The sequence below is a fragment of the Frankia sp. QA3 genome (genome assembly GCF_000262465.1).
Classification (GTDB): domain Bacteria; phylum Actinomycetota; class Actinomycetes; order Frankiales; family Frankiaceae; genus Frankia.
In genome coordinates this window covers 4,061,144-4,083,509 of the sequence record NZ_CM001489.1, presented here as the reverse complement: position 1 = coordinate 4,083,509, position 22,366 = coordinate 4,061,144, and the positions used below count along the sequence as shown (strand labels likewise).

The 22,366-nt window shown below is 74.0% G+C and carries 17 protein-coding genes and 1 pseudogene; 12 read left to right on the top strand and 6 right to left on the bottom strand.

The window, feature by feature from the left end; genetic code table 11:
• The first annotated feature begins 394 nt into the window (after nt 1–394).
• The 9 genes from FRAQA3DRAFT_RS16700 to hpnH all read left to right on the top strand — a co-directional run bounded on the left by FRAQA3DRAFT_RS16700 (nt 395) and on the right by hpnH (nt 12,757).
• Nucleotides 395–1,231, top strand: a complete 837-nt coding sequence (locus FRAQA3DRAFT_RS16700) for an SDR family oxidoreductase (RefSeq protein ID WP_035921066.1) — start codon at nt 395–397, stop codon at nt 1,229–1,231.
• 421 nt (nt 1,232–1,652) lie between these two features.
• Nucleotides 1,653–2,645, top strand: a complete 993-nt coding sequence (hpnC, locus tag FRAQA3DRAFT_RS16695) for a squalene synthase HpnC (RefSeq protein ID WP_009740219.1) — start codon at nt 1,653–1,655, stop codon at nt 2,643–2,645.
• Nucleotides 2,642–3,553 (top strand): presqualene diphosphate synthase HpnD, encoded by a 912-nt coding sequence (gene hpnD, locus FRAQA3DRAFT_RS16690; protein ID WP_009740218.1) that lies wholly within the window; start codon nt 2,642–2,644, stop codon nt 3,551–3,553. Before hpnC ends, hpnD begins: the two co-directional genes overlap by 4 nt.
• Nucleotides 3,550–5,307, top strand: coding sequence for a hydroxysqualene dehydroxylase HpnE (hpnE, locus tag FRAQA3DRAFT_RS16685; protein WP_009740217.1), 1,758 nt, complete (start codon nt 3,550–3,552; stop codon nt 5,305–5,307). Before hpnD ends, hpnE begins: the two co-directional genes overlap by 4 nt.
• Nucleotides 5,304–6,320 carry a polyprenyl synthetase family protein gene (locus tag FRAQA3DRAFT_RS16680; protein ID WP_009740216.1) on the top strand — a complete coding sequence of 339 codons (1,017 nt, stop codon included), beginning with the start codon at nt 5,304–5,306 and terminating at the stop codon, nt 6,318–6,320. The genes hpnE and FRAQA3DRAFT_RS16680 overlap by 4 nt, the downstream gene beginning before the upstream one ends.
• 208 nt (nt 6,321–6,528) lie before the next feature.
• The gene (locus FRAQA3DRAFT_RS16675; protein ID WP_009740215.1) at nt 6,529–8,643 is read left to right on the top strand and encodes a prenyltransferase/squalene oxidase repeat-containing protein; all 2,115 of its coding nucleotides are present in this window, start codon (nt 6,529–6,531) and stop codon (nt 8,641–8,643) included.
• Nucleotides 8,640–10,715 (top strand): 4-hydroxy-3-methylbut-2-enyl diphosphate reductase, encoded by a 2,076-nt coding sequence (gene ispH, locus FRAQA3DRAFT_RS16670; protein WP_009740214.1) that lies wholly within the window; start codon nt 8,640–8,642, stop codon nt 10,713–10,715. Before FRAQA3DRAFT_RS16675 ends, ispH begins: the two co-directional genes overlap by 4 nt.
• Nucleotides 10,716–10,827: 112 nt before the next feature.
• Nucleotides 10,828–11,376 carry a PaaI family thioesterase gene (locus FRAQA3DRAFT_RS16665; protein WP_009740213.1) on the top strand — a complete coding sequence of 183 codons (549 nt, stop codon included), beginning with the start codon at nt 10,828–10,830 and terminating at the stop codon, nt 11,374–11,376.
• A 376-nt stretch (nt 11,377–11,752) separates the two neighbouring features.
• Nucleotides 11,753–12,757 (top strand): adenosyl-hopene transferase HpnH, encoded by a 1,005-nt coding sequence (gene hpnH, locus FRAQA3DRAFT_RS16660; protein ID WP_009740212.1) that lies wholly within the window; start codon nt 11,753–11,755, stop codon nt 12,755–12,757.
• 90 nt (nt 12,758–12,847) lie between these two features.
• Here the strand turns inward: hpnH and FRAQA3DRAFT_RS16655 are convergent, their stop codons facing one another.
• The gene (locus FRAQA3DRAFT_RS16655; protein WP_035921065.1) at nt 12,848–13,522 is read right to left on the bottom strand and encodes a TetR/AcrR family transcriptional regulator; all 675 of its coding nucleotides are present in this window, start codon (nt 13,520–13,522) and stop codon (nt 12,848–12,850) included.
• Between the two features lie 385 nt (nt 13,523–13,907).
• On the opposite strand from FRAQA3DRAFT_RS16655, the gene FRAQA3DRAFT_RS16650 reads away from it, so the two are divergent.
• A complete protein-coding gene (locus FRAQA3DRAFT_RS16650) occupies nt 13,908–15,488 on the top strand; it encodes a glycosyltransferase (RefSeq protein WP_009740210.1) in 1,581 nt (526 codons plus the stop codon).
• A gap of 7 nt (nt 15,489–15,495) precedes the next feature.
• Here the strand turns inward: FRAQA3DRAFT_RS16650 and FRAQA3DRAFT_RS16645 are convergent, their stop codons facing one another.
• Complete coding sequence (locus FRAQA3DRAFT_RS16645; RefSeq protein WP_009740209.1) at nt 15,496–16,425, bottom strand: urease accessory protein UreD; 930 nt, start codon at nt 16,423–16,425, stop codon at nt 15,496–15,498.
• Between the two features lie 181 nt (nt 16,426–16,606).
• On the opposite strand from FRAQA3DRAFT_RS16645, the pseudogene FRAQA3DRAFT_RS38785 reads away from it, so the two are divergent.
• A pseudogene (locus FRAQA3DRAFT_RS38785) lies at nt 16,607–16,945 on the top strand (NADPH-dependent FMN reductase); the annotation flags it as partial.
• A 320-nt stretch (nt 16,946–17,265) separates the two neighbouring features.
• Here the strand turns inward: FRAQA3DRAFT_RS38785 and FRAQA3DRAFT_RS16635 are convergent.
• Nucleotides 17,266–17,883, bottom strand: coding sequence for an urease accessory protein UreF (locus FRAQA3DRAFT_RS16635; protein ID WP_051054594.1), 618 nt, complete (start codon nt 17,881–17,883; stop codon nt 17,266–17,268).
• Between the two features lie 1,119 nt (nt 17,884–19,002).
• Between FRAQA3DRAFT_RS16635 and FRAQA3DRAFT_RS16630 the strand changes: the two genes are divergently transcribed.
• On the top strand, nt 19,003–19,950 hold the full coding sequence (locus FRAQA3DRAFT_RS16630) for a phytanoyl-CoA dioxygenase family protein (protein WP_009740205.1): 948 nt from the start codon (nt 19,003–19,005) through the stop codon (nt 19,948–19,950).
• A 68-nt stretch (nt 19,951–20,018) separates the two neighbouring features.
• Here FRAQA3DRAFT_RS16630 and FRAQA3DRAFT_RS16625 read toward each other — a convergent pair whose 3' ends face one another.
• From FRAQA3DRAFT_RS16625 to FRAQA3DRAFT_RS16615, 3 genes are read right to left on the bottom strand one after another with little or no spacing between them, the layout of a single operon-like run.
• Nucleotides 20,019–21,746, bottom strand: a complete 1,728-nt coding sequence (locus tag FRAQA3DRAFT_RS16625) for an urease subunit alpha (RefSeq protein WP_009740204.1) — start codon at nt 21,744–21,746, stop codon at nt 20,019–20,021.
• The gene (locus tag FRAQA3DRAFT_RS16620; protein WP_009740203.1) at nt 21,743–22,063 is read right to left on the bottom strand and encodes an urease subunit beta; all 321 of its coding nucleotides are present in this window, start codon (nt 22,061–22,063) and stop codon (nt 21,743–21,745) included. Before FRAQA3DRAFT_RS16620 ends, FRAQA3DRAFT_RS16625 begins: the two co-directional genes overlap by 4 nt.
• Nucleotides 22,060–22,362, bottom strand: a complete 303-nt coding sequence (locus FRAQA3DRAFT_RS16615; protein ID WP_009740202.1) for an urease subunit gamma — start codon at nt 22,360–22,362, stop codon at nt 22,060–22,062. Before FRAQA3DRAFT_RS16615 ends, FRAQA3DRAFT_RS16620 begins: the two co-directional genes overlap by 4 nt.
• Nucleotides 22,363–22,366: the final 4 nt, after the last annotated feature.

The following is a 22,366-nucleotide window of genomic DNA, read 5'->3' as shown; positions in this document are numbered from 1 at the left end:
CTCCCCCGATAGCGGGGGCGGTCGCGATAGAGGGAGTGTGATAGGGAGTCCGGAGCCGCGCATGAGATCCGCCCGCCCGATGTCGCCCATCTGACCATGGACGATCCGGCCGCGGGACGGTGAAATGGTGGGAGTCATGGACCCGGCGGCGCCGGCGCGCCTGGGTCCGGAGTCCGACGGTTGAGAAGCAGTAGCTGTCCGGATCGGCATGGCCATCGAGTGTGGTCGATGCGGCGGTCCGACGGGAGAGTTCGTGCCATCGGACCATGCCGATCATGCTCGGTCGGGCCACCTCGCAACGCGGGGCGAGACGAGTGGGGAAAGTAGTACGTGACGTGCAACCAGTGCCCGCGGGGGAGAACTGCGTGAAAGGAACGACCGGAAGTGGTGTGTCATGAGCACACGGTCCCGGCCTGCTTTCCGTGAGGGAGGGTTGACCGTCCTCACCAACCGGACCGCGCGATCGGGCGCGGCCCCCGCCACCTGGCCACCTCGAACGGCCGTCGTGACCGGCGCATCCAGCGGCATCGGGCGGGAGGCCGCCCTGCTGCTGGCCGCCGGCGGCTGCCGCTCGCTGTTGGTCGGCCGCAACGGCGCGGCGCTGGACGAGGTCGCGGCCGCCACGGAGGGCCACCGAATCTCTGTCGACCTGTCGACCTCCGGCTCGGAGGCGGCGGTCGCCTCCCGGGCCAGTGAGCTGCTCGGCGACGTCGACCTGCTGGTGTGCTCCGCGGGGCTCGGCGCCGCGGGCCCATACGACGTGATGTCGCAGGAGGCGATCGCCGAGCTGATCGCGGTCAACGTCCTGTCGCCGATGGCGCTGGTCCGGGCCATGCTGCCGGCCATGCTCGACCGTGGGCAGGGGCGCATCCTGATCGTCGGCAGCATCGCCGGTGCGCTCGGCGTGCGCGGCGAGGTGGCCTACTCCGCGACGAAGGCCGCCATGGTCGGCTTCGCCGACGCGCTGCGGTCCGAAGTCGCCGGACGCGGCGTCACGGTGACCTTGTGCTTACCTGGCGTCGTCGACACCCCGTTCTTCCACCGCCGCGGCGCACCGTACGTGCGGCGCTGGCCGCGGCCGATCCCGGCCGCGCTGGTCGCCGAGCGCATGCTGGCGGCGGCGGGACGGGGCAGCGCCGAGGTCCTGGTGCCCGGATGGCTACTCGGTGCGGTGCGGGTCCATGGCGCGGTGCCGTCGCTGTACCGCAGGCTGGCCGGTGTCTTCGGATGATCGGGCACCGGGAGCGTCGTGCCGGCCGGCCCGCGCCGGCCGCCATTGGGGGTGAGTGACACCGACCACAGCGCCGGTGGCCTTCGGGTCGCCGGCGGCAGACGCGCCGGGGCGGGGCCGGGGGCGCATGGCGCCGTCGGCCCCGCGCCGCCGGAGTCCGGGTGGCAGCACGGCGCGCCTGCCAGGACCGGTCGCACGAGCCGGTCCGCCCAGACCTGCCGAGCAGGTCCGCGTGAGGCGCGCCCATGACCATCCGGTGCGATCGGGCGTCCTGGTCCCGTCGGCGGACCGGGCCGCTGCCAGCGCAGAACCCGCCGAACCTAGGGCTGTCCGGGTTCCCGGCGCCGGCCGCGGCACCCGCGGGGACCCCCAGCCCGGCACACCGCGCCCGGAGTGCAGACCGTCATCGAAGGAGAGGCGTATGACCGCCATCGACGCCCCAACCGGCCCACCACGCACGCCTGCGCCGTCGGGCGCGACGGGCCTGTCCACTCCCGCCGAACACCTGCTGCGCGCCGCACCGGCGGAGAACTTCCCGGTCTCGCCGATCGTCCTGCCCGCGGCCGTTCGTGCTCACTTCAACGCGTTGTACGCCTTCAGCCGGTTCGTCGACAACATCGGCGACGAGGCCGCGGGCGACCGGCTCGCCCTGCTCGACCGCCTCTCCGACGATCTGTCGGTGATCTGGGCCGGCGGTGAGCCGGAGCTCGGCGTCCTGCGCCTGCTCGCGCGCACGGTGCGCGCCTGCGACCTGCCCGCCGAGCCCTTCGAGCGGCTCGTCGAGGCCAACCGTCAGGACCAGCGGGTCACCCGCTACGAGACGTTCGACGACCTGGTCCACTACTGCACCCTGTCGGCCGATCCGGTCGGGCGGATGGTGCTCGGGGTGTTCGGACTCGCCACCCCCGACCGGGTGGTGCTCTCCGACCGGGTGTGTACCGCGCTGCAGCTCGCCGAGCACTGGCAGGACGTCGCCGAGGACCTCGCCGCCGGGCGCATCTACCTGCCGCAGGAGGACCTCGACACCTTCGGGGTGACCGAGGACGACCTGCGGGCGAGGGTGGCGAGCCCCGCGGTGCGCCACCTGATGGCCTTCGAGGTCACCCGCGCCCGTACCGTCATCGACCAGGGCGCGCCGCTGGTCTCGATGGTGCCCGGCCGGCTGAAGCTGGCGCTGGCCGGCTTCGTCGGCGGTGGCCGCTCGGCGCTCGACGCGATCCGCCGGGCCGGCTACGACGTGCTCGGTGGCCCGCCGAAGGCACCCAAGCCGCGGATGGCCCGCTTCGCCCTGGTGGCGCTGGCCCAGTCGGCGGCTCCGGGAGCGCCGGCGGCGGCCCGCACCGCCGCGGCGGTGGCGACCGCGACCAGCGCGACCGGCGCCGGAGTCCGGCGAGGCTCGGGGGAGGGCCGATGAGCAGCCCGGCGCCGAACCCGGCGCGCCGGCCGACCGTCGCCGAGGCGTACGCCGCCTGCGAGGCCCTGACCAAGGAGGCGGCCCGCAACTTCTCCTACGGCATCAGGCTGCTGCCCCCGGAGAAACGGGGTGCGCTCAGCGCCGTCTACGCGCTGGCCCGCCACCTGGACGACATCGGCGACGGCGACCTGCCGGCCGAGGAGAAGATCGCCGGGCTGGCCCAGGTCCGGGCCGAGGTCAACAACCTGGGCGCGGGCAGCTCCGACCCGATGTACGTCGCCCTCGACGACGCCGCCCGCCGCTTCCCGATCCCGCTGGAGGCGTTCATCGAGCTCGCCGACGGCGTCGAGAGCGACGTGCACGGCACCACCTACGACACGTTCGACGACCTGGTCGGCTACTGCCGGCTCGTCGCCGGCACCATCGGCCGGCTCTCGCTGGGCATCTTCGGCACCGAGCAGGCGGCCTCCGACCGCTCCGCCCCGGCCATCGCCGATGCTCTCGGCGTGGCCCTGCAGCAGACGAACATCCTGCGCGACGTCCGCGAGGACCTGCTCGGCGGGCGGATCTACCTGCCGGCGCAGGAGCTCAAGGCCGCCGGGATCGAGCTCGCCGTGGACGCCAGCGGCCGCCTCGGCGGCCCGCCCACGGCCCTGCTGGGCTACCTGCGTTCCTCGGCGCAGCGCGCCGAGGAGTGGTACGAGCGGGGCATGGTGCTGCTCGACCTGCTCGACCGGCGCAGCGCGGCCTGCTGCGGCGCGATGGCCGGCATCTACCTGCGGCTCAACCGGCGGATCAAGAACGAACCGGCCGCCGTGCTGGACCGCCGGCTGGCGCTGCCGGGCTGGCAGAAGGCGGTCGTCGCCGCCCGCAGCCTCGCCGGGCGGCCGGAGACGAGCGCCGCATGACCTCCGGGGCGAGCGGGGTGGCCGGCGTGCCCGGACCGGCTGGCGCGACGGTGGCGGACCGGGACGACTCCCGGCCGCACCTGGTCGTCGTCGGTGGCGGCCTCGCCGGGATGGCCGCGGCGCTGCTCGCCGTGGACAGCGGCGTGCGGGTGACGCTGCTGGAGGCCCGGCCGCGCCTGGGCGGCCAGACGACGTCGTTCCGCCGGGGGGACCTGTGGATCGACACCGGTCAGCACGTGTTCATGCGCTGCTGCACCGCCTACCGCGGGCTGCTGGCCCGCCTCGGGGTGGAGCACCTCACCACCCTGCAGCCCCGCCTGGACGTCCCGGTGCTCCTCGGTGACTCGCTCACCCGGACCCGGCTGCGGCGCACCAGCGTCCGCCTGCCCGCGCCGCTGCACCTGGCCCCGGCGCTGCTGGGCTACCGGGCGCTGCCGTTCGCCGAGCGGCTGCGCGCCGGGCTCGCGGCCTTCCAGCTCGGCCGCCTCGACCAGCGCTCCGCGGCGGTGGACGAGCGGTCGTTCGGCGCGTGGCTGACCAGCCACGGCCAGGGCCCGGCGGCGACGAAGGCGCTGTGGGAGCTGCTGACCGTGGCGACGCTGAACGCGCCGGCCGCCGAGGCCTCGCTGGGCCTGGCGGCGAAGGTCGTGCGCACGGGCCTGCTCGACGGCGCCGACGCCGGCGACCTCGGCTGGGCGGAGGTCCCCCTGGCCCGGCTGCACGGCGACGCGGCGATGGCCGCCCTGGGCGCGGCCGGCGCCGACGTGCACCTCGGGGCCAAGGTCCGCACCATCACCGCCGCGGCCGGCGGCTGGGAGCTGGCCGTCACCGCGGGCGGCACCAGCCGCGGCGAGGCGGTGCCCGGCACCGACTCCGCGGGCGTGCTGCGCGCCGACGCCGTGGTGCTCGCGGTGCCGCCCCCGGCGGCGGCGGCCCTGCTGCCGGTCGGTGCCGGCCCGGATCCCGCGCGGCTGCGCGAGCTCGGCGACTCGCCGATCATCAACGTGCATATGATCTATCCGCGGCAGGTGATCGAGGGGCCGTTCCTGGCCGTCGTCGACTCACCGATCCAGTGGATCTTCGACCGCACCATCTCCTCCGGCCTCGCCGCCTCCGGGCCGCCCGGTGCCCAGTACCTGGCGCTGTCCCAGTCGGCGGCCGAGCCGTGGATCGACCGGTCGGCGAACGAGCTGCGCACGCTGTTCGTCGACGAGATGGCCCGGCTGTTCCCGGCCGCCCGCGCGGCCGCGCCGCTGGAGGTCTTCGTGACCCGGGAGCGCACGGCCACCTTCCGGCAGGCGCCCGGTTCGCTCGCGTTGCGCCCGGGTACGTCGACCGGACTGCCCGGCTTTGCCCTGGCCGGCACGTGGACCGACACCGGGTGGCCGGCGACCATGGAATCTGCTGTGCGTAGCGGACTCGCTGCAACCCGTGAGAGCCTGGCCGGTATGGGGGTCGTCGTCAACGGGTTGGCCGGGTCCGCCGGGGGAGACCGGGGGGCCGCCGGGCCAGCACCGGCACCAGCACGGGTCCTCCCGCGGCAGGGCGCCGACGAGGCGCCGTCCACGCACGCCACACACTCATCAGACCCATCGCTTTTGCTGGATCCAGCGGTTGCACCGAATGCATCGGGTTCGTCGGATTCTCCGGATCCACGGGGGGAGAACGCGGTGACCGCCGCGACCAAGGCGGTCACCCGGCCGGTGCCCACCGGCCAGCCAGGGCACTCATCCACAGGGGGATTCCCGGTATGACCATGACGGTTCCGGATGCGATCGAGCGGGGACGGACCCTCACCGTGCCGGCGCTGCGCGCCGTGGTGGACCGCCTGCACCCGCGCCTTCGCCACGTCGTCGCCTACCACCGCGGCTGGGTGGACGCCGCCGGCGAGCCGCTGCCCGGTGGCGGCGGCAAGCTCGTCCGCCCAGCGTTGGCGCTGCTGTCCGCCGAGGCGGCCGGTGCGCCGGCGGAGGTCGGCCTGCCGGCCGCGGTCGCCGTCGAGCTCGTGCACGACTTCTCGCTGCTGCACGACGACCTGATGGACGGCGACACCGAACGCCGCCACCGGCCCACGGCCTGGACGGTCTTCGGCGCCGACGGCGCGATCCTGGCGGGCGACGCCCTGCTGGGGCTCGCCACCCAGGTCCTGCTGGAGGTCGAGGGGGAGGCCGCCCGACGCGCGGCGCTGATCCTCGGCGCCGGCGTCCAGGACCTGGTCCGCGGCCAGGCCGAGGACCTGATGTTCGAAAGCCGCTCCGACGTCACCGTGGCCGACACGCTGCGGATGGAGGACGGCAAGACCGGCGCGCTGCTGGCCTGCTCGGCGTCGCTGGGCGCCGTGCTCGCGGGCGCCGGTGACGAGGTGGTCGACGCGCTCGCCGAGTACGGCTCCCGCCTCGGCACGGCCTTCCAGCTCATCGACGACCTGCTCGGCATCTGGGGGGACCCGTCGGTCACCGGCAAGCCGGTGCTGTCGGACCTGCGTTCCCGCAAGAAGTCCGTGCCGGTGGTGGTCGCGCTGGAGGCCGGCGGCAGCGCCGCCGAGGAGCTGCGCGCCTTCCTCATCGGCACCGGGGAGTCGAGCGAGGCGGAACTCGCGCACATCGCCGAACTGATCGAACAGGCGGGCGGGCGGGACTGGACCACCGCCGAGGCCGACCGGCAGCTCAAGGCGTGCGAGAACGTGCTGCGCTCGCTGTCGATGCCGGCCGCGGTCGAGGCGGAGCTGCTCGCCCTCGCCCGCTTCGTGACCGAGCGCGATCGCTGAGGAGGCCGCAGGTGAGCACAGGCGCCCATGCCGCCTGGTCCACCCGCCGCCCCGTACCAGGCCGGGGTGATGCCGGGAGGCCGGGCGGCGCCCCGCCACGGCTCGACCGGCGGGCGGCCCCACCGGGCCGCCGCAACGCCGGACAGACCGGCGATCAGCCTGGTGATCGCCCGCTTGACCATCGCACGTACGACGAGGGGAGTCGTCGATGAGCCTGACCTCGGACCCGTCCCCGGCTGCTCCGACTGCCGAGAAGAGCCTGCAGCGGCCCACCATCCCGGTGCCCGCCACGGCCGACGCCTACGGGATCTCCCGGTCCTCACCGCCGCTGCCCACCGGTGCCGGCAAGCCGCAGGCAGCCGGCCCGATCGGCGCGGGCGTCGCCGCGGCGCGCGCGCGGGACCATCTCCTCGCGCTGCAGTCGGATGAGGGCTGGTGGAAGGGCGACCTCGAGACGAACGTCACGATGGACGCCGAGGACCTGTTCATGAAGCAGTTCCTCGGCATCCGCGGCGACGACGAGACCGAGCAGACCGCCCGCTGGATCCGTTCCCAGCAGCTCGCGGACGGCGGCTGGCCCACTTTCTACGGCGGCCCGGCCGACCTGTCCACCACCATCGAGGCGTACATCGCGCTGCGCCTCGCCGGCGACGCGGTCGACGCCCCGCACATGGCGCGGGCCGCGGAGCTCGTGCGTGCCCAGGGCGGAGTCGCGGCCTCCCGGGTGTTCACCCGGATCTGGCTGGCGGCGCTCGGCCAGTGGTCGTGGGACGACGTGCCGGTCATCCCGCCGGAGCTGATCTTCCTGCCGTCCTGGGTGCCGCTGAACGTCTACGACTTCGCCTGCTGGGCGCGCCAGACGATCGTCGCGCTGACGATCGTCGGCTCGCTGCGGCCGTCGCGGGACCTCGGTTTCGACATCGACGAGCTCAAGGTGCCCGCGGCCGGGCGCAAGCCGGCCCCGCTGCGCAGCTGGGAGGGTGCCTTCGAGCGGCTCGACAAGCTGCTGCACCGCTACGAGCGCCGTCCGATCAAGCTCCTGCGCACCCTGGCGCTGCGGCGGGCCACCGAATGGGTCGTCGCCCGGCAGGAGGCCGACGGGTGCTGGGGCGGCATCCAGCCACCCTGGGTCTACTCCGTCATGGCGCTGCACCTGATGGGGTACCCGCTGAACCACCCGGTGATCGCCACCGCGTTCCGCGGGATGGAGCGGTACGTGATCCGCCGGGACACCCCCGAGGGCCCGATCCGCCAGATCGAGGCCTGCCAGTCGCCGGTCTGGGACACCGCGCTCGCGGTCGTCGCGCTGGCGGACGCCGGCGTCCCCGGCGACCATCCGGCGATGGTGAAGGCCGGCCGGTGGCTGGTCGACGAGGAGGTCCGGGTCGCCGGTGACTGGGCGGTGCGCCGCCCGGAGCTCGCCCCCGGCGGCTGGGCGTTCGAGTTCGACAACGACTTCTACCCGGACGTCGACGACACCGCCGAGGTGGTGCTGGCGCTGCGGCGGCTGCTCGGCGCGGGGCACGTCGCCCCGCCGTCGGCCCGCCAGGGCCACGCCGACGCCCCCGCGGTGAACACCGTCGAGGACGCGGACCCGCGGCTGGCCGCGGCGATGCGCGCGGCGGCGGCCCGCGGGGTCGACTGGAGCGTCGGGATGCGTTCGTCGAACGGCGCCTGGGGCGCCTTCGACGCCGACAACGTCCGGATGCTCACCACGAAGATCCCGTTCTGCGACTTCGGCGAGGTGGTCGACCCGCCGTCGGCGGACGTCACCGCGCACATCGTGGAGATGCTGGCCGATCTCGGCCGCTCCGACCACCCGATCACCCAGCGGGCGGTGCAGTGGCTGCTGGACAACCAGGAGCCGGGCGGCTCCTGGTTCGGCCGGTGGGGCGTCAACCACCTCTATGGCACCGGGGCGGTCGTGCCGGCGCTGATCGGCGCCGGGGTGCCCACCGACCACCCGGCGATCACCGCCGCGGTGCGGTGGCTGCTCGAGCACCAGTCGCCCGAGGGTGGCTGGGGCGAGGACCTGCGCTCCTACACCGACCCGGCCTGGATCGGCCGTGGCGAGCTCACCGCGTCGCAGACGGCGTGGGCGCTGCTCGCGCTGCTGGCCGTGGACCCGCACAGCCTGGCCGTGAAGCGGGGGGTGCGGTGGTTGTGCGAGACCCAGCGGCCGGACGGCACCTGGGACGAGCCCTACTTCACCGGCACCGGTTTCCCCGGCGACTTCTCCCTGAACTACCACCTGTACCGGCTGGTCTTCCCGCTGACCGCGCTCGGCCGGTACGTGAGCCTCTCCGGGGTGGCCACACCATGAGCACCTCCGCATCCCCGGGCGGCGACGGGAACAACCCCGACGCTGTCGTGACCCCCGCCGACCGCACGGCCCCGGCGGCCGCGGCGGGGGGACCCGCCGTGATCCCGGCTCAGGACGCGCTGTCGCCGTCGGTCCCCTCGTCCACCGCGGCGCGCCGGCCGGGCGCGCCGGCGGCCGTGGCCGCGGGCGCCGCTTCGCCGGCGCTGCCACTCGGCGGCTCGGCGGGCGTCGCGACCGTGACGGTGCCCGCAGCCGGCGGGCCGGCCGCGGTGGGTTCGCCCGCCGCGGCGGACTCCCCGCAGGTCACGGCGGCGGCCGGTGCGCCGCCGGCTGGCCGCGCCGCCGTGTTGGCCGCCGGGTCGCCGGCTGGCGGCGTGCAGGCCCCGCCGCGGCCCGCCGAGCCGGCCGCGCCCGTGGCTCGGCCGCAGCGCCGTGCCCGGCTCGTGGTCGCGACGGCGCTGCGCTTCGAGGCGATGGCGGCCGGCCGCTCCGGCCTGCCCTCGGACACCGTCATGGTGCGCACCGGGATGGGTCCGGACAAGGCGGGCCGAGCCGCCCGGGTGGTCCGTCAGGCGCGCCCGGACGCCGTCGCCATCGTGGGCCTGTCCGGCGGCCTCGCCCCCGGGATCAAGCCCGGGGACATCGTCGTCGCCAGCGAGGTCCGGGCGGCCGACGGTTCCGTCGCCGCCCGCTGTGCCTCCGCCCCGCTGCTGGCCGGTGACCTGCGCCGGCTCGGCCTGACCGTGCACGTCGGCCCGATCGTCACCGTGGCCAAGGTCGCCACCGGCGACGACCGCACGCGGCTCGCCGCCACCGGCGCCATCGCGGTGGACATGGAGAGTGCCCCGATCGCCGCGGGCGTCGGGGACGTCCCCTTCGCCGCGGTCCGGGTCGTCGTCGACACCGCCGACGAGCCGCTCGGCCGCCTCGACCTGGTCCGCCGCGGCGTGCTGGGCCTGCGCACGATGCGCCGGCTGGGCCTGCCGATCGGCGCCTGGGCGGCGGCGGTGGGCCGGCGCACGGTGCTGCTCGCCGAGCCGCGGGCTTTCTGCGCCGGGGTCGAGCGCGCCATCGAGGTCGTCGAGCGTGCCCTGGAGATCCACGGCGCGCCGGTCTACGTCCGCAAGCAGATCGTGCACAACTCCCACGTGGTGGCCGACCTCGCCGCCCGCGGGGCGATCTTCGTCGAGGAGCTCGACGAGGTGCCCGCCGGCGCGACCGTGGTGTTCTCCGCGCACGGGGTGGCCCCGGCGGTGTGGAACCAGGCCGACGGGCGCAAGCTGTCCGTCATCGACGCGACCTGCCCGCTGGTCGAGAAGGTCCACGCCGAGGCCCGCCGCTTCACCTCCCGCGGTGACACGGTGCTGCTCATCGGCCACTCCGGCCACGAGGAGGTCGACGGCACGCTGGGCGAGGCGCCCGGGCGCATCCGGCTGGTGCAGTCGCCCGACGAGGTCGACTCCCTCGACGTCCCCGACCCGGAGCGGGTCACGTACCTCATGCAGACCACGCTGGCGATGGACGAGGCCGCGGAGGTCGTCGACGCGCTCAAGGAGCGCTTCCCGGCGATCGTCGGCCCCGGGTCCGCCGACATCTGCTACGCCACCTCCAACCGGCAGAACGCCGTGCGCAAGGTCGCCCAGGAGGCCCAGCTCGTCCTCGTCGTCGGGTCGGCCAACAGCGCCAACTCGGTGCGGCTGGTGGAGGTCAGCCGCCGTGACGGGGTGGCCTCCCACCTCGTCGAGAACGTCGGCGACGTGGAGCTGTCCTGGCTGGACGGGGTGGAGACGATCGGCATCTCGGCCGGCGCCTCGGCCCCGCCGTCGCTGGTCGAGGAACTCACCGCGGCGCTGTCCGGCCTCGGCGCGACGGACGTGACGACACGTTCCGTCGGCACCGAGACGGTCGCCTTCCACCTGCCCAAGGAGCTGCGCCGGGCGGGCGCCACCGCGGCCGGCGCAGCCTCGCCGGTGGTGGCCTCCGCGTCCTCGGTGGTCTCCGGGTCCTCGGTGGTCTCGGCCCCGCGGGTGGACCCGCCGTCCGCCCCGGTCGGGCCGGACGCACGTTCCTAGTCCGTCCTAGTCCGTCCTAGCCCGGCTCGCGGTCGGCGACCGCCGGCTGCCCGACCGCTCGGCGGGGATCGCCGTGCGTGATCCCCGCCGAGCCGTCCATAGGCTACGGACCATGACCATGACCGAATCCGCACCCAGCGTTCCGGAGCCTGACCCCGCGCTCTGGGGCGAGCCCCGCAGCAAGTCCGTCACCTGGCACGACCCGATCCGGGTCGCGTCGGCCGCGGCCACCCTGAGCGGCCTGGAGTTCCTGACCGCGATGCGCGACGGCCGCATCCCGGCGCCGCCCATCTCCCGGCTGTTCGACTTCCGGCCGGTCGAGGTCTCGCGCGGCGACGTGGTGTTCACCTGCCAGCCGGACGAGTCGGCGTACAACCCGATCGGTCTCGTCCACGGCGGCCTGCTCTGCACGATCCTCGACACCGCGGCCGCCTGCGCGGTGCACAGCACGCTCGACGCCGGCGTCGCCTACACCTCCGTCGAGATCAAGGTGAACTACCTGCGGCCGGTGCGCGTCGTCGAGGGTCGGCCGAACCGGCTGACCGCGCATGGCTGGATCACCAGGCCGGGGCGCCGGATTGCCTTCGCGGAGGGGGACGTCCGCGACGACGACGGCAAGGTCGTCGCCACGGCCAGCAGCAGCTGCCTGATCCTCGCCTGAGACCGCTCCGGTCGCCGGCAACCCCGAGGTGTGTAACGCTGAGTGACGGTGGGTGTCGTCGCCGGCGCCCCGCCGTCCGCGTGGCGGCACCTTCGGGCGGGCTGGACTTCGTCCTGACACCTCCGACGCTCCGTCGAAGGTTGACGATGCGAGGCCGGCAGATGCCGCAATCAGCGTCATTCGGCCGTCGAATATTGCCCTGACCTGGCCGGATACGGTCCGCGACCGGTTGCTCAGACGATCGGGTCGTCCACCGGACACTGCTGTGCGACAGTTCATCGCTCGATCCACATGCAGGCTGTACGTACAGGCTGTATGGTCAGTGCAGAGATCATCGGTCATCCCACCGGCGACCTGAGGAGAGGGGAGCTACGCCGTGGCGGTCGAGTGGCGGTACCAGCTCCGTATCGGTACCTACCTGGCGAAGCAGAAACTGCGGCGCCGCAAGCACTTCCCGCTCGTGCTGGAGCTGGAGCCACTGTTTGCCTGCAACCTGTCCTGCACGGGCTGTGGGAAGATCCAGCATCCGGCGTCTGTCCTGAAGCAGCGGATGAGCCCCGAGGACGCGCTCGCCGCGGTCAAGGAGTGCGGCGCTCCGGTCGTTGCGATCGCGGGCGGTGAGCCGCTCATGCACCCGCAGATTCACGAGATCGTGAACGAGCTGGTCAAGCGCAAGAAGTTCGTGATCCTGTGCACGAACGGTCTGCTGCTGCAGAAGAAGCTCAAGAACTTCACGCCGTCGCCCTACTTCACCTTCGTCCTGCACATCGACGGGCTGCGCGAGCGGCACGACTCGGTGGTGGAGAAGGAGGGGACGTTCGACGAGTGCGTCCGGGCCTTCCACGCGGCGAAGGCTGCCGGCTTCCGGGTCGGCACCAACTCCACGTTCTTCAACAACGACAGCCCGCAGGACGTCATCGACATCCTGACCTTCCTCAACGACGATCTCAAGGTCGACCAGATCCAGCTCTCGCCTGGCTACGCCTACGAGAAGGCTCCGGACCAGGAGCACTTCCTCGCCGTCCAGGAGACCCGCGAGATGTTCGGGAAGGTCTTCGCGGAGGGCCGGCGCAAGAAGTTCCGGCTCAACCACTCGCCGATCTTCCTGGACTTCCTCGAGGGGAAGAAGGAGCTCGACTGCACCGCCTGGGGCATCCCGAGCTACTCGCTGTTCGGCTGGCAGAAGCCCTGCTACCTGATGAGCGACGGGTACGTCTCCTCCTACAAGGAGCTCGTCGAGACCACCGACTGGGACTCCTACGGTCGCGGTAAGGACCCGCGGTGCGCGAACTGCATGGCGCACTGCGGCTATGAGACCTCGGCCGTGCTGGCGACGATGGGCTCGCTGAAGGAGTCCATCCGCGCCGTCCGCCAGGTCTGAGCCGGCGGCTGCCCGCAGCCGCCGCCTCACCGGCAACGCCGACGCCGCCCCGACCGGTCCACGGTCGGGGCGGCGTTCGTCGTTGCCGATCTAGCGGGTGCGCTGCGGGCCCGTGCCGCTGTCGACGCTGACCGGGGGCTGCTCGGCGAGGTCGCCGCCCCGGCCCAGCCCGCGCAGCAGCCGGTCGAGCACGATGCCGATCTCGGCCCGGGCATTGTCCGGATCGGCCGCCCCCGCCGTGTAGATGCTCGCCTCCGACAGCAGGGCTGCGACCAGTCTGGTCAGCGGGCCCACCGGGAGCGGATCGATGCGCTCCTCGGCCATGGCCCGTTCCAGCCATTCGGACAGCAGCCGGTAACCGTGCCGTTCGACGAGGGCGTCCCACGCCTCGTTGCCGAGGACGGCGGGCCCGTCGACCAGCACGATGCGCTGGAAGTCGCTGTCCGCGGTGGAGATGTCGAGCAGGGACTGGAACCCCTGTCGCAGCTGCGTCCAGGCGTCGCTGGGCAGCTCCGCGTCGCGCGCGAGCTCACCCGCGACGAGCTGCTCGGCAACCTCGGTGGCGACCTGTTCCATCACGGTGCGAAACAGCTCGGCCTTATCGCGGAAGTGGTGGTACAGCGCGCCTCGGGTGACCTGGGCGTCGGCGACGATCTCCTCGGTTCCGGTGGCGGCGAAGCCCTGTTCGGCGAACCGGCGGCGGGCTGCCGAGATCAGGGCCTGACGGGTGTCAGCCGTCTGCTCGGTACGACGGCTTCTGGTCACCCCCTGATTATGGTGCAGTCGGTGCCTTGGAAGGTGACTCTGCCGGGCCGGGATCGGGTGGGGTGGCCGCGGCCCGTCCGGTGGGGGTACACACAGGACGACCTGATGGCACCGCGGGGTTAACCCCCGCCCGTCGCGGGCCGGTTCGGGGTGGGTGGCTCGGCTGCCCGGTGGGCGGGCCGATTCTGTCCGCGGTGCGCCGGGCGCCCGTTCCCGACAAGGCATCGTCCCTGCTCAGCGGCACTGTCCGGCGGTACGCCCGGTTGTCGTCGCCGGCACGAGGCCACCGCGGTCGTGGCGGGCCTACCGTGAGCGGAAAGTTCTTAACACACAATTACCGCGCTCGTCTGACGTCCGTACGACCCACGTGGCAGCATCACTCTCTGTGACTGTGCTGCAGTGGATAGCCCTCGCCTCGTTGCTCGCCTGGCTGTATCTGGCCGTCGGTCATGGTTTCTTCTGGCGGACCGATCAGCGGCTCCCCGCCCGGCAGGCGCCGCACTCGTGGCCCAGCGTAGCGATCATCATCCCGGCCCGGGACGAGGCCGACGTGCTGCCCGTGACGCTTCCGACCCTGCTCGCCCAGGACTATCCCGGTCCGGTACGCCTGATCCTCGTCGATGACGGTTCCACCGACGGGACCACGGAGGTCGCCCGAGCGCTGGCGGAGGAGGCCGCCCGCAACGGGCACACGGGCGTCACCGCCGCGGTCACCGCCTCCACGGAGCCTCCGCCAGGTTGGACCGGCAAGCTGTGGGCCCTGCGCCGTGGCATCGACTGCGCCGGCGACGCCGAGTTCCTGCTGCTGACCGACGCCGACATCGCGCATGACCCGGGCTCGCTGACCAGCCTCGTCGCCTCCGCGCGCACCCAGGGGCTGGACATGGTCTCGCAGATGGCCGTGCTGCGGGCCGAGACCGCGTGGGAGCGGGTCATCGTGCCCGCGTTCGTCTTCTTCTTCGCGATGCTGTATCCGTTCCGGTGGTCGAACCGCCCGGGTTCGCGGGTGGCGGCGGCGGCCGGGGGCTGCTCGCTGGTCCGCCGGGAGGCCCTCGTGGCGGCCGGTGGGCTTGCCGAGGTGCGCGGCGCGGTGATCGACGACGTCGCGATCGCCCGGATCATCAAGCGCTCCGGCGGGCGGACCTGGCTGGGGCTCGCCGAGCAGGTCCACAGCCGGCGCCCGTACCCGCGACTGGCGGACCTGTGGAAGATGGTGTCCCGCAGCGCCTATGCCCAGCTGCGGCACTCGCCGCTGCTGCTGCTCGGCACCGTGCTCGGGATGGCCCTGGTCTTCGTCGTCCCGGTGGTCGCGACCGTCGCGGGCCTCGCGGCCGGCGATCTCACGACCGCGATCCTCGGCGCGGTCACCTGGCTGGTCATGACCCTCTCCTACGTGCCGATGATCCGTTACTACCGGCAGCCGGTCCCCGCCGCCCTGCTGCTCCCCGGCGTCGCCGTGCTCTACCTCGCGATGACGGTGGACTCGGCGCGGCTCAAGCGGGCCGGCCGTGGCGCCGCCTGGAAGGGACGCACCTACGACGATCACGGGACGCCGTCCGCCGACCGGCAGCCCGCGGACGCGGCGACCCCGGCCGCCGCCAATCCGCTGGTCGCCGACACATCCCCCGCGGTGCGGACGGTCCCGGCCGGAGCCGGTTCCACCGCGTCGGCCCGGGGCCCGGCCGGCGGCGTTTCCTCGGCGACCGGCGGCGTTTCCCAGGCGACCGGCGGAGTCCCGCGGGCGACCGGCCCGGGCGGACCGGGCGAGGCCGGCGTCCCGGCCCCGCCGGCGGTGTTCGTCGAGCCGCCGCGCGACCCGTGGAACGACGGCTTCTCCCGGCCCAGCGCCATCCCCGGCCGGACCGGCGAGCCGTGGCGCGAGGACGCCGCGCGAGGGGTGCCCGCGCCCGGCGGAGCCCAGACCCATGCCCGGGCGGACGACCGTCAGCCCGGCGCCGGAGGCTGACGGCGCCTCATCCGGTGGAGCCCGGAGCGGCGGTCAGCCGGCGGCGCAAGGTGACGGCATCGTCGGCCAACGCCGAGACCAGGTAGCCCGGACCGGTCAGGGGCAGCAGGCCCACTCCCTCGGCGACGGCGGCTTCCGGACCGGGGCCGGCCCACTCGGGGCCCGCGACGAGCAGCGAGCCGACCGCGCGGGCCCCGCCCAGCTGGGCGGGACCCCGCAGCCCGGGCACCCGCGGCCCGAGCAGTAGCTCTTGGCGCAGCAGGGGGACCCATCCGGCCGGCCCACCCGCACCGGCGGCGTCGCCCGCCGTGCGGGCCCCGCCGGACGCGTGGGCGGCGTTGGAGGCGTCGGCGGCGTCGGCGGCGTGCGCCACGTCGATGCGCAGCGTGCTGAGGATGGACCCGGTGGGCTCGCCGAACCGGCCGAGCAGGATCTCCTCGCGCAGCCGCAGCCGGGCCGTCGCGGCCAACCGGACGTCGGTGATCACCCGGTGGTCGGCGCCGTCGGCGACCACCGTCGGTTCCGGACCGAAGTCGAGTTCGCCACCGTCGGCCACCTCCGCGGTGACGGTCAGGCGGGACGGTCCGGGGCCGTGGCCCGGCAGCGCGACGGTCGCGGCCACCGAGCGCAGGACCAGGCGCACCCCGCTTCCGACGGAGATGTCCAGCCGCAGGTCGTCACCCGCCAGCGGACCGGCGGCCCCGTTGACCAGATGGACCGTCATCGTCGGCAGGGGCGCCACGCCGGCGCCCGTCCCGGTCCGAACGGGCGAGACGTCGGTCAGGCGCAGGACGATCGGCACGTCGGAGCGCAGCTCGGCGAGCCGGGGAGCGCCGTGCGTGCCCCGCTCCACCCGGACTGCGGCGTGGGCCCGGACGGCCGTGCGGCCCGTGCGGGGGGTGGCCGGCGGCGATGCGGCGTCGGCGGTCGTGGGCATCGGATGTCGCCTCCTCGCGGGCCGGTGTCGGCCAGGCAGCGGGCGCTCCCGCCGGGGCGGTGGGGCGAGGGCCGCTGGGCAGTCCCCCGTCGGCGGGGGCGAGGGCCTCGCGGCGGACCAGCGGGAACAGCCGTTGCTCGTTGTCGCCCACGGGAAACGTAGCAGCCCACCTCGTCCAGGCCCCGACTACAACCGCAGCTTCCCGGCGTCGCTGAAGGCCGCCATCGACTGGCACTACACCGACTGGCACTACACCGAGTGGCAGGCCAAGGCGATCGGCTTCGTCGGCTACAGCGGCGGGAGCGGCGACCTGCTCGCGATCGAGCACCTGCGGCAGGTCTTCACCGAGCTGCCCGCCCACCCGCCGCGTGACCAGGTCTTCTTCCCGCGGTATTACGAGCTGTTCACCTCCGACGGGGCCCCGCGCGATCCCGCCGGCCCCACCGGTGCCGCCGCCATCCTGCTGGACCAGCTCGACTGGTGGGGCTCGGTGCTGCGCGACGCCCGTCGCGACCGGCCGTTCGCCGCCGACGGGGGACGGTCCCGCCTGCCGGTGCCCGAGCCGCGTCCCTGGACGAGTCAGCCCGAAGTCCGGCTGGCGGTGGCCGGGCAGGGAGAGGGCTCTGAGGGTCATGGCGTGACGCAGGGCTTGCGCACTCTCCTCAACGCACCGTGGGTGAAGATCGACGATCGGATCGGGGCGGAGGCGATCCGGTCTGGTGGTTCGCGGCGATTTTCTGTCGGTGGTGGTGGGGCGATGCCCGGGTCCGATGATCGACGACACCCCTGGCCTGGTGATCATGATGATGACGGTTCCGGCAGCCGATGAGACCTACTCGTCTAGGACGTGAACATCCGCAGCGCCGTGACCCGGTGCCGCTCGGCCAGCAGGTCCAGGCGGACGCCGGTGAGTGCCGGAAGCTCCCGCGGGGGCAGGGTGGCCGCCGCCTCGCCCGCGTGGGCGGTCGCCTCCACGTCGTCGGCGAGGCGGGCGAGTACGGCGGTGACGGCAAGGGGATCCAGCCCGATCAGGCGGGTCGCGGCCGTCGCCGGCCCGGTGACCGTGGCGTGCGCCGCGGCGAGGGCCGCGTCTCCAGGCGCCAGCCCCGCGCCGGCGGCAACCATGCCCAGCGCGACCGGGTGGTGCGGGGCGCGGGGACCGGCAGGCACCGGCCACGCGGCCCGGCCGGCCCGCAGCAGGGTGCGGCCCTGCGCTCGACTGGCGGCGCGCTGCGCCGGGGAGGGCGTCCGGGCGTCGAGTTCGGCGTCGAGCTCGATGACGCCGGTCCGACCGGTCTCGATCCCGTGGCAGGTGGCGGCGGCGAAGGCGGCGGCAACCAGGCCGGCGGTGTGCAGCCGGCCGAGCAGGAACGCCGCCAGGTCGGTCAGGCTCGCCAGGCTGCCGTCGGTCACCGCGGCCTCGACCCCGCCCGAATGGGCGTGCCCCCCGGTCGGCATGCGCCCGTCCGCGAGCACCAGCAACGTCGCCCGCCGCCCGGACCGCCCGACCGGACCAGTCCCGTTCCCACCGCTGCCGCTGTGGCCGCTGTGGCCGCGGTGCTCGCCGCTGCCGCGGTGGTCCTCCTCGTCGCCGCGCTTCACAGCGTGCCCTTCACAGTGTGCCCTTCACGAGGTCCCCCTCACGGTGGCCATCTCCAGCCGGGTGGCACCTCTGGTCGTTCGGGCGACAATCCGGTCACGCCGCCCGTCTTCTTGTGGAAGAGTTCGCCGCCGGTGGCCACCGTCCGGCCCGGCCGGGCGGCCCTCGGGCGCCCGAGCCGACCGGCCATGCGCAGCCCGGGCCCCGCTCACCGGGCCGGACGCGCTACCGGAGACGACGACCACGAAGAACCGGGACGAGGGATGGCATGTCACGACGGTCAACAAGGCGCGCCGGGCCGCGGGTCCGCCTGACCGGGGTGCTGGCGGCGGTGGCGCTGGCGCTGGCACCAGTGCTCACCTCCTGCAGCGACCACCGCCCGCCGAAACCCCGCTGCCAGACGGGCTACCACGCCGAATGGGACGACGACGACCACGAGTGGGATTGCGAGCGCAAGGGTTCGCACACGTCGCACAGCACCGGTCACCGTACCCGTAGCCGACACTAGACGAGTACGTCCGAAGCTCCGCCGACCGGCGGCTCGGAGCTCGGGGTTCTGGCACGGACGCGCTCGGGGCTGGCAGCGGGACGCCAGTCAGGGGCCGGGCTTGCCGCACCGCCGGCTGTCGCACCCTTGCGTGCTCGGTCGAGCCCAGGGAGGTGCTGGAGGTTGATGGCGGGCCAAGGCCCTCGAGGCCCGTCGTCCGTCGGATCGTTGCAGGTCAGGCAACGGCGCCGAAACCCGCTCGCCGTACCGTGATGAGCCGACTGGCCTGGTCGGGGTGTCCACCCGGGCCGGTGGCGACATCGAGGGTGGAGGTACGACCATGGGCAGCCCGACATCCGTCCCGGCTCCGGCGGGCGTGGCCCGCGACGGCGGTCCGTCCGACCCGACCCGAGCGTCCGGATCCGGGGGGCCGTCCGGATCTGCGGGGCCGTCCGGATCGAGCGTGTCGACACGGCGAGGGTCGCCGTCCATGCCGGCGATTGCCGAGGTCGGGGTGTTCGCCGTGGACCCGACCGCGCCGGACCCGCTGGCCGCGCCGGCGCTGGCCGGCCTCGACGAGTTCTACCGCCGGCACGGCTTCGTCGTGCTCCGCGGCCTCTACCCCGCCGAGTTCCTCGACCGGCTCGAGCGGGAGTGCGGCGAGGCGCAGCAGGCGGTCCTCGCCGGGACGGTGTCCGAACGTTACGGCTCCACGCAGTACCTGGACGCCCGTTACCTGGACCGGGCGGGCCAGCCCAGCGCGACGGCCCCGTCCGAACGGGCGTCGAACGGAACGACCCACGGCAGCGCGGACGTCGAGGCGTACGTGAACTACGTCGAACACGTGGAGGAGCTCTCTCCGGCCGTGCGGGAGGCGGCGACCCATCCGCTCATGGTCGAGTTGCTACGCCGCCTGCTCGGCGCGGACGTGTGGATGAGCCCCAGCGAGAACGCCGGGGTCGTCTACCAGGACGCTCGGCCCGGCCGCGAGTCCGGCTACAGCCGGATCGGCTGGCACTCGGACTGGCAGGCCATGCCGAGCCTCGACGTCTGGCCCGGCAGCGCGTTCACCCTCCACGTGGACGCGACCAGCCCGGCCAACGGCTTCCTGCGGGTGGTGCCGGGCTCCCACCGCTGGGCCACGCCGGCGCCCTACCGCAACATCAACAACGTGGCCGTGCCCGCGGACGCCCGTCCGAGCGGGGGATACACCGACGCCGAGCCGCCCTATGAGATGCCGCTGGGCTTCGAGAAGATCCCGGGGGAGATCGCCGTCTACGCCGAGCGCGGCGACCTGCTGCTGCACGATGCCTATCTGTGGCACTCGGCGGCCCGCGCGACGGAGAACGCCACCACCCGCCGCCATGTCCGAGCCGGCTACTACAGCGGCGATCCGGCCTCCTACCGCGACCAGTTCATCAAGAACGCCGCCCGCTGACGCGCTCGCCCCGGCCGCCTTCAGGAGCAGCCGCCTTCAGGAGCAGCCGCCGTCAGGAGCAGTCGCCGTCAGAACAGGAAGTACCGCTGGGCCATCGGCAGCTCGCGCACCGGGTCGGCCTCGACCGCGTCGCCGTCGATCGAGACCGTGAACGTGTCCGGGTCGACCCGGATGTCCGGCATTGCCGTGTTCTCCGGCAGGTCGGCCTTGCCGCGTCGGCGCACGTCCTCGACCGGCACCACGGGGGTGGCCAGGCCCAGCCGTTCGGGCAGGCCGTCGGAGATCGCGGCGGGCGCGACGAAGGTCAGCGACGAGGCGGCGGCCGGACCCCGCGCGGCCCCCCACATCGGGCGGGGCAGCACCGGCTGCGGGGTCGGGATGGAGGCGTTGGCGTCGCCCATGGCCGCCCAGGCGATGAACCCGCCCTTGAGGACCAGCGACGGCCGCACCCCGAAGAACGCGGGATCGTAGAGCACCAGGTCCGCGAGCTTGCCGGGCTCGACCGAGCCGATCTGCGCGTCCAGCCCGTGCGCCACCGCCGGGCAGATCGTGTACTTGGCGACGTAGCGACGCGCCCGGGCGTTGTCGGCGGGGCCGTCCCCCGGCAGGGCCCCGCGGCGGCGCTTCATCACGTGCGCCGTCTGCCAGGTGCGCAGCACGACCTCGCCGATCCGGCCCATCGCCTGCGAGTCCGAACCGATCATGGAGATGGCGCCGAGGTCGTGCAGGATGTCCTCGGCGGCGATCGTCGACGGCCGGATCCGGCTCTCGGCGAAGGCCAGGTCCTCCGGCACGCTGGGGTTGAGGTGGTGGCAGACCATCAGCATGTCGAGGTGCTCGTCGAGGGTGTTGACGGTGTGCGGGCGGGTCGGGTTCGTCGACGACGGCAGCACGTTGGCGGCGGCCGCGACGGTGATGATGTCCGGGGCGTGCCCGCCGCCGGCGCCCTCGGTGTGGTAGGCGTGGATGGCCCGCCCGGCGATGGCGGCGAGGGTGTCCTCGACGAAGCCGGCCTCGTTGAGCGTGTCCGAGTGCAGCGCCACCTGGACCCCCGCGGCGTCGGCGACCCGCAGGCAGGCGTCGATCGCGGCGGGCGTCGTGCCCCAGTCCTCGTGCAGCTTGAACCCGGCCGCGCCGGCCCGTAGCTGCTCCCACATCGACGCCTCGCTGACCGTGTTCCCCTTGCCGAGCAGGACGACGTTCACCGGCCAGTCGTCCATCGCGGCGAGCATCCGGCCGAGGTTCCACGAGCCCGGCGTCACGGTGGTCGCCTTCGTGCCCTCGGCCGGGCCGGTGCCGCCGCCGATGAGGGTCGTGATTCCGGCGCCGAGCGCCTCGGGGACCTGCTGCGGGCAGATCAGGTGCACGTGGCAGTCGACCGCGCCCGCGGTGAGGATCTTCCCGTTCCCGGCGATGATCTCGGTGCCCGGGCCGATGACCAGGTCCGGATGGACGCCGTCCATCGTGTCCGGGTTGCCGGCCTTGCCGAGCGCGACGATCCGTCCGTCGCGGATGCCGACGTCCGCCTTGATCACGCCCCAGTGGTCGAGCACGACGGCGCCGGTGATGACGAGATCGGGCGCGCCCTCGGCGCGGGTCGCCAGCGACTGCCCCATGGACTCGCGGATGACCTTGCCCCCGCCGAAGACCGCCTCGTCGCCGCTGCCGCCGAGCGCCGGGCCGCGGCTGCGGTCCTCGGTGACCTCGATGATCAGGTCGGTGTCGGCGAGGCGGATGCGGTCGCCGACCGTCGGTCCGTACAGCGAGGCGTAGCGGGAGCGGTCCAGCCGGGTCATGAGCCTTCTCCGTCGAGCGGGCCGGCCGACTCCGGGCGCAGGCCGGGCACGACGCGGGCGCCGGCCAGCGGGACGAGATCGACCTCGCGTTCCACCCCGGGCTCGAAGCGGACCGCGGTGCCGGCGGGCACGGCCAGCCGGTGCCCCCACGCGCCCGCGCGGTCGAAGTCGAGCGCGGGGTTGGCCGCGGCGAAGTGGTAATGCGATCCGACCTGCACCGGGCGGTCGCCGGTGTTGCGGACCAGCACCGTCCGGACGGGCCGCCCCGGGTTGATCTCGATGGGGTCCTCGCCCGGCAGGACCTCGCCGGGGATCAAGGGATCGGCTGGTGCACGGTAACCAGCTTGGTGCCGTCCGGGAACGTCGCCTCGACCTGGACCTCGGCGAGCATCTCCGGCACCCCCTCCATGACGTCGTCCCGGGTGAGCACGCCGCGCCCGGCGGTCATCAGGTCGGCGACGCTGCGGCCGTCGCGGGCCCCCTCCAGCAGGAACGAGGTGATGAGCGCGGTCGCCTCGGGATGGTTCAGCCGCAGCCCGCGGGCGCGTCGTTCCCGGGCGAGTCCGGCCGCCACATGGATGAGCAGCCGTTCCTGTTCATGGGGGCTCAGCAGCACGAAC

Bases quoted from the DNA above. Each gene is read 5' to 3' on its own strand.
- FRAQA3DRAFT_RS16630 (WP_009740205.1), top strand. From the start codon at position 19,003: ATGCCGGCGATTGCCGAGGTCGGGGTGTTCGCCGTGGACCCGACCGCG.
- FRAQA3DRAFT_RS16645 (WP_009740209.1), bottom strand. From the start codon at position 16,425: ATGCCCACGACCGCCGACGCCGCATCGCCGCCGGCCACCCCCCGCACG.
- hpnE (WP_009740217.1), top strand. From the start codon at position 3,550: ATGACCTCCGGGGCGAGCGGGGTGGCCGGCGTGCCCGGACCGGCTGGC.
- FRAQA3DRAFT_RS16700 (WP_035921066.1), top strand. From the start codon at position 395: ATGAGCACACGGTCCCGGCCTGCTTTCCGTGAGGGAGGGTTGACCGTC.
- FRAQA3DRAFT_RS16635 (WP_051054594.1), bottom strand. From the start codon at position 17,883: ATGCCGACCGGGGGGCACGCCCATTCGGGCGGGGTCGAGGCCGCGGTG.
- hpnD (WP_009740218.1), top strand. From the start codon at position 2,642: ATGAGCAGCCCGGCGCCGAACCCGGCGCGCCGGCCGACCGTCGCCGAG.
- FRAQA3DRAFT_RS16625 (WP_009740204.1), bottom strand. From the start codon at position 21,746: ATGACCCGGCTGGACCGCTCCCGCTACGCCTCGCTGTACGGACCGACG.
- hpnC (WP_009740219.1), top strand. From the start codon at position 1,653: ATGACCGCCATCGACGCCCCAACCGGCCCACCACGCACGCCTGCGCCG.
- FRAQA3DRAFT_RS16665 (WP_009740213.1), top strand. From the start codon at position 10,828: ATGACCATGACCGAATCCGCACCCAGCGTTCCGGAGCCTGACCCCGCG.
- FRAQA3DRAFT_RS16675 (WP_009740215.1), top strand. From the start codon at position 6,529: ATGAGCCTGACCTCGGACCCGTCCCCGGCTGCTCCGACTGCCGAGAAG.
- ispH (WP_009740214.1), top strand. From the start codon at position 8,640: ATGAGCACCTCCGCATCCCCGGGCGGCGACGGGAACAACCCCGACGCT.
- FRAQA3DRAFT_RS16680 (WP_009740216.1), top strand. From the start codon at position 5,304: ATGACCATGACGGTTCCGGATGCGATCGAGCGGGGACGGACCCTCACC.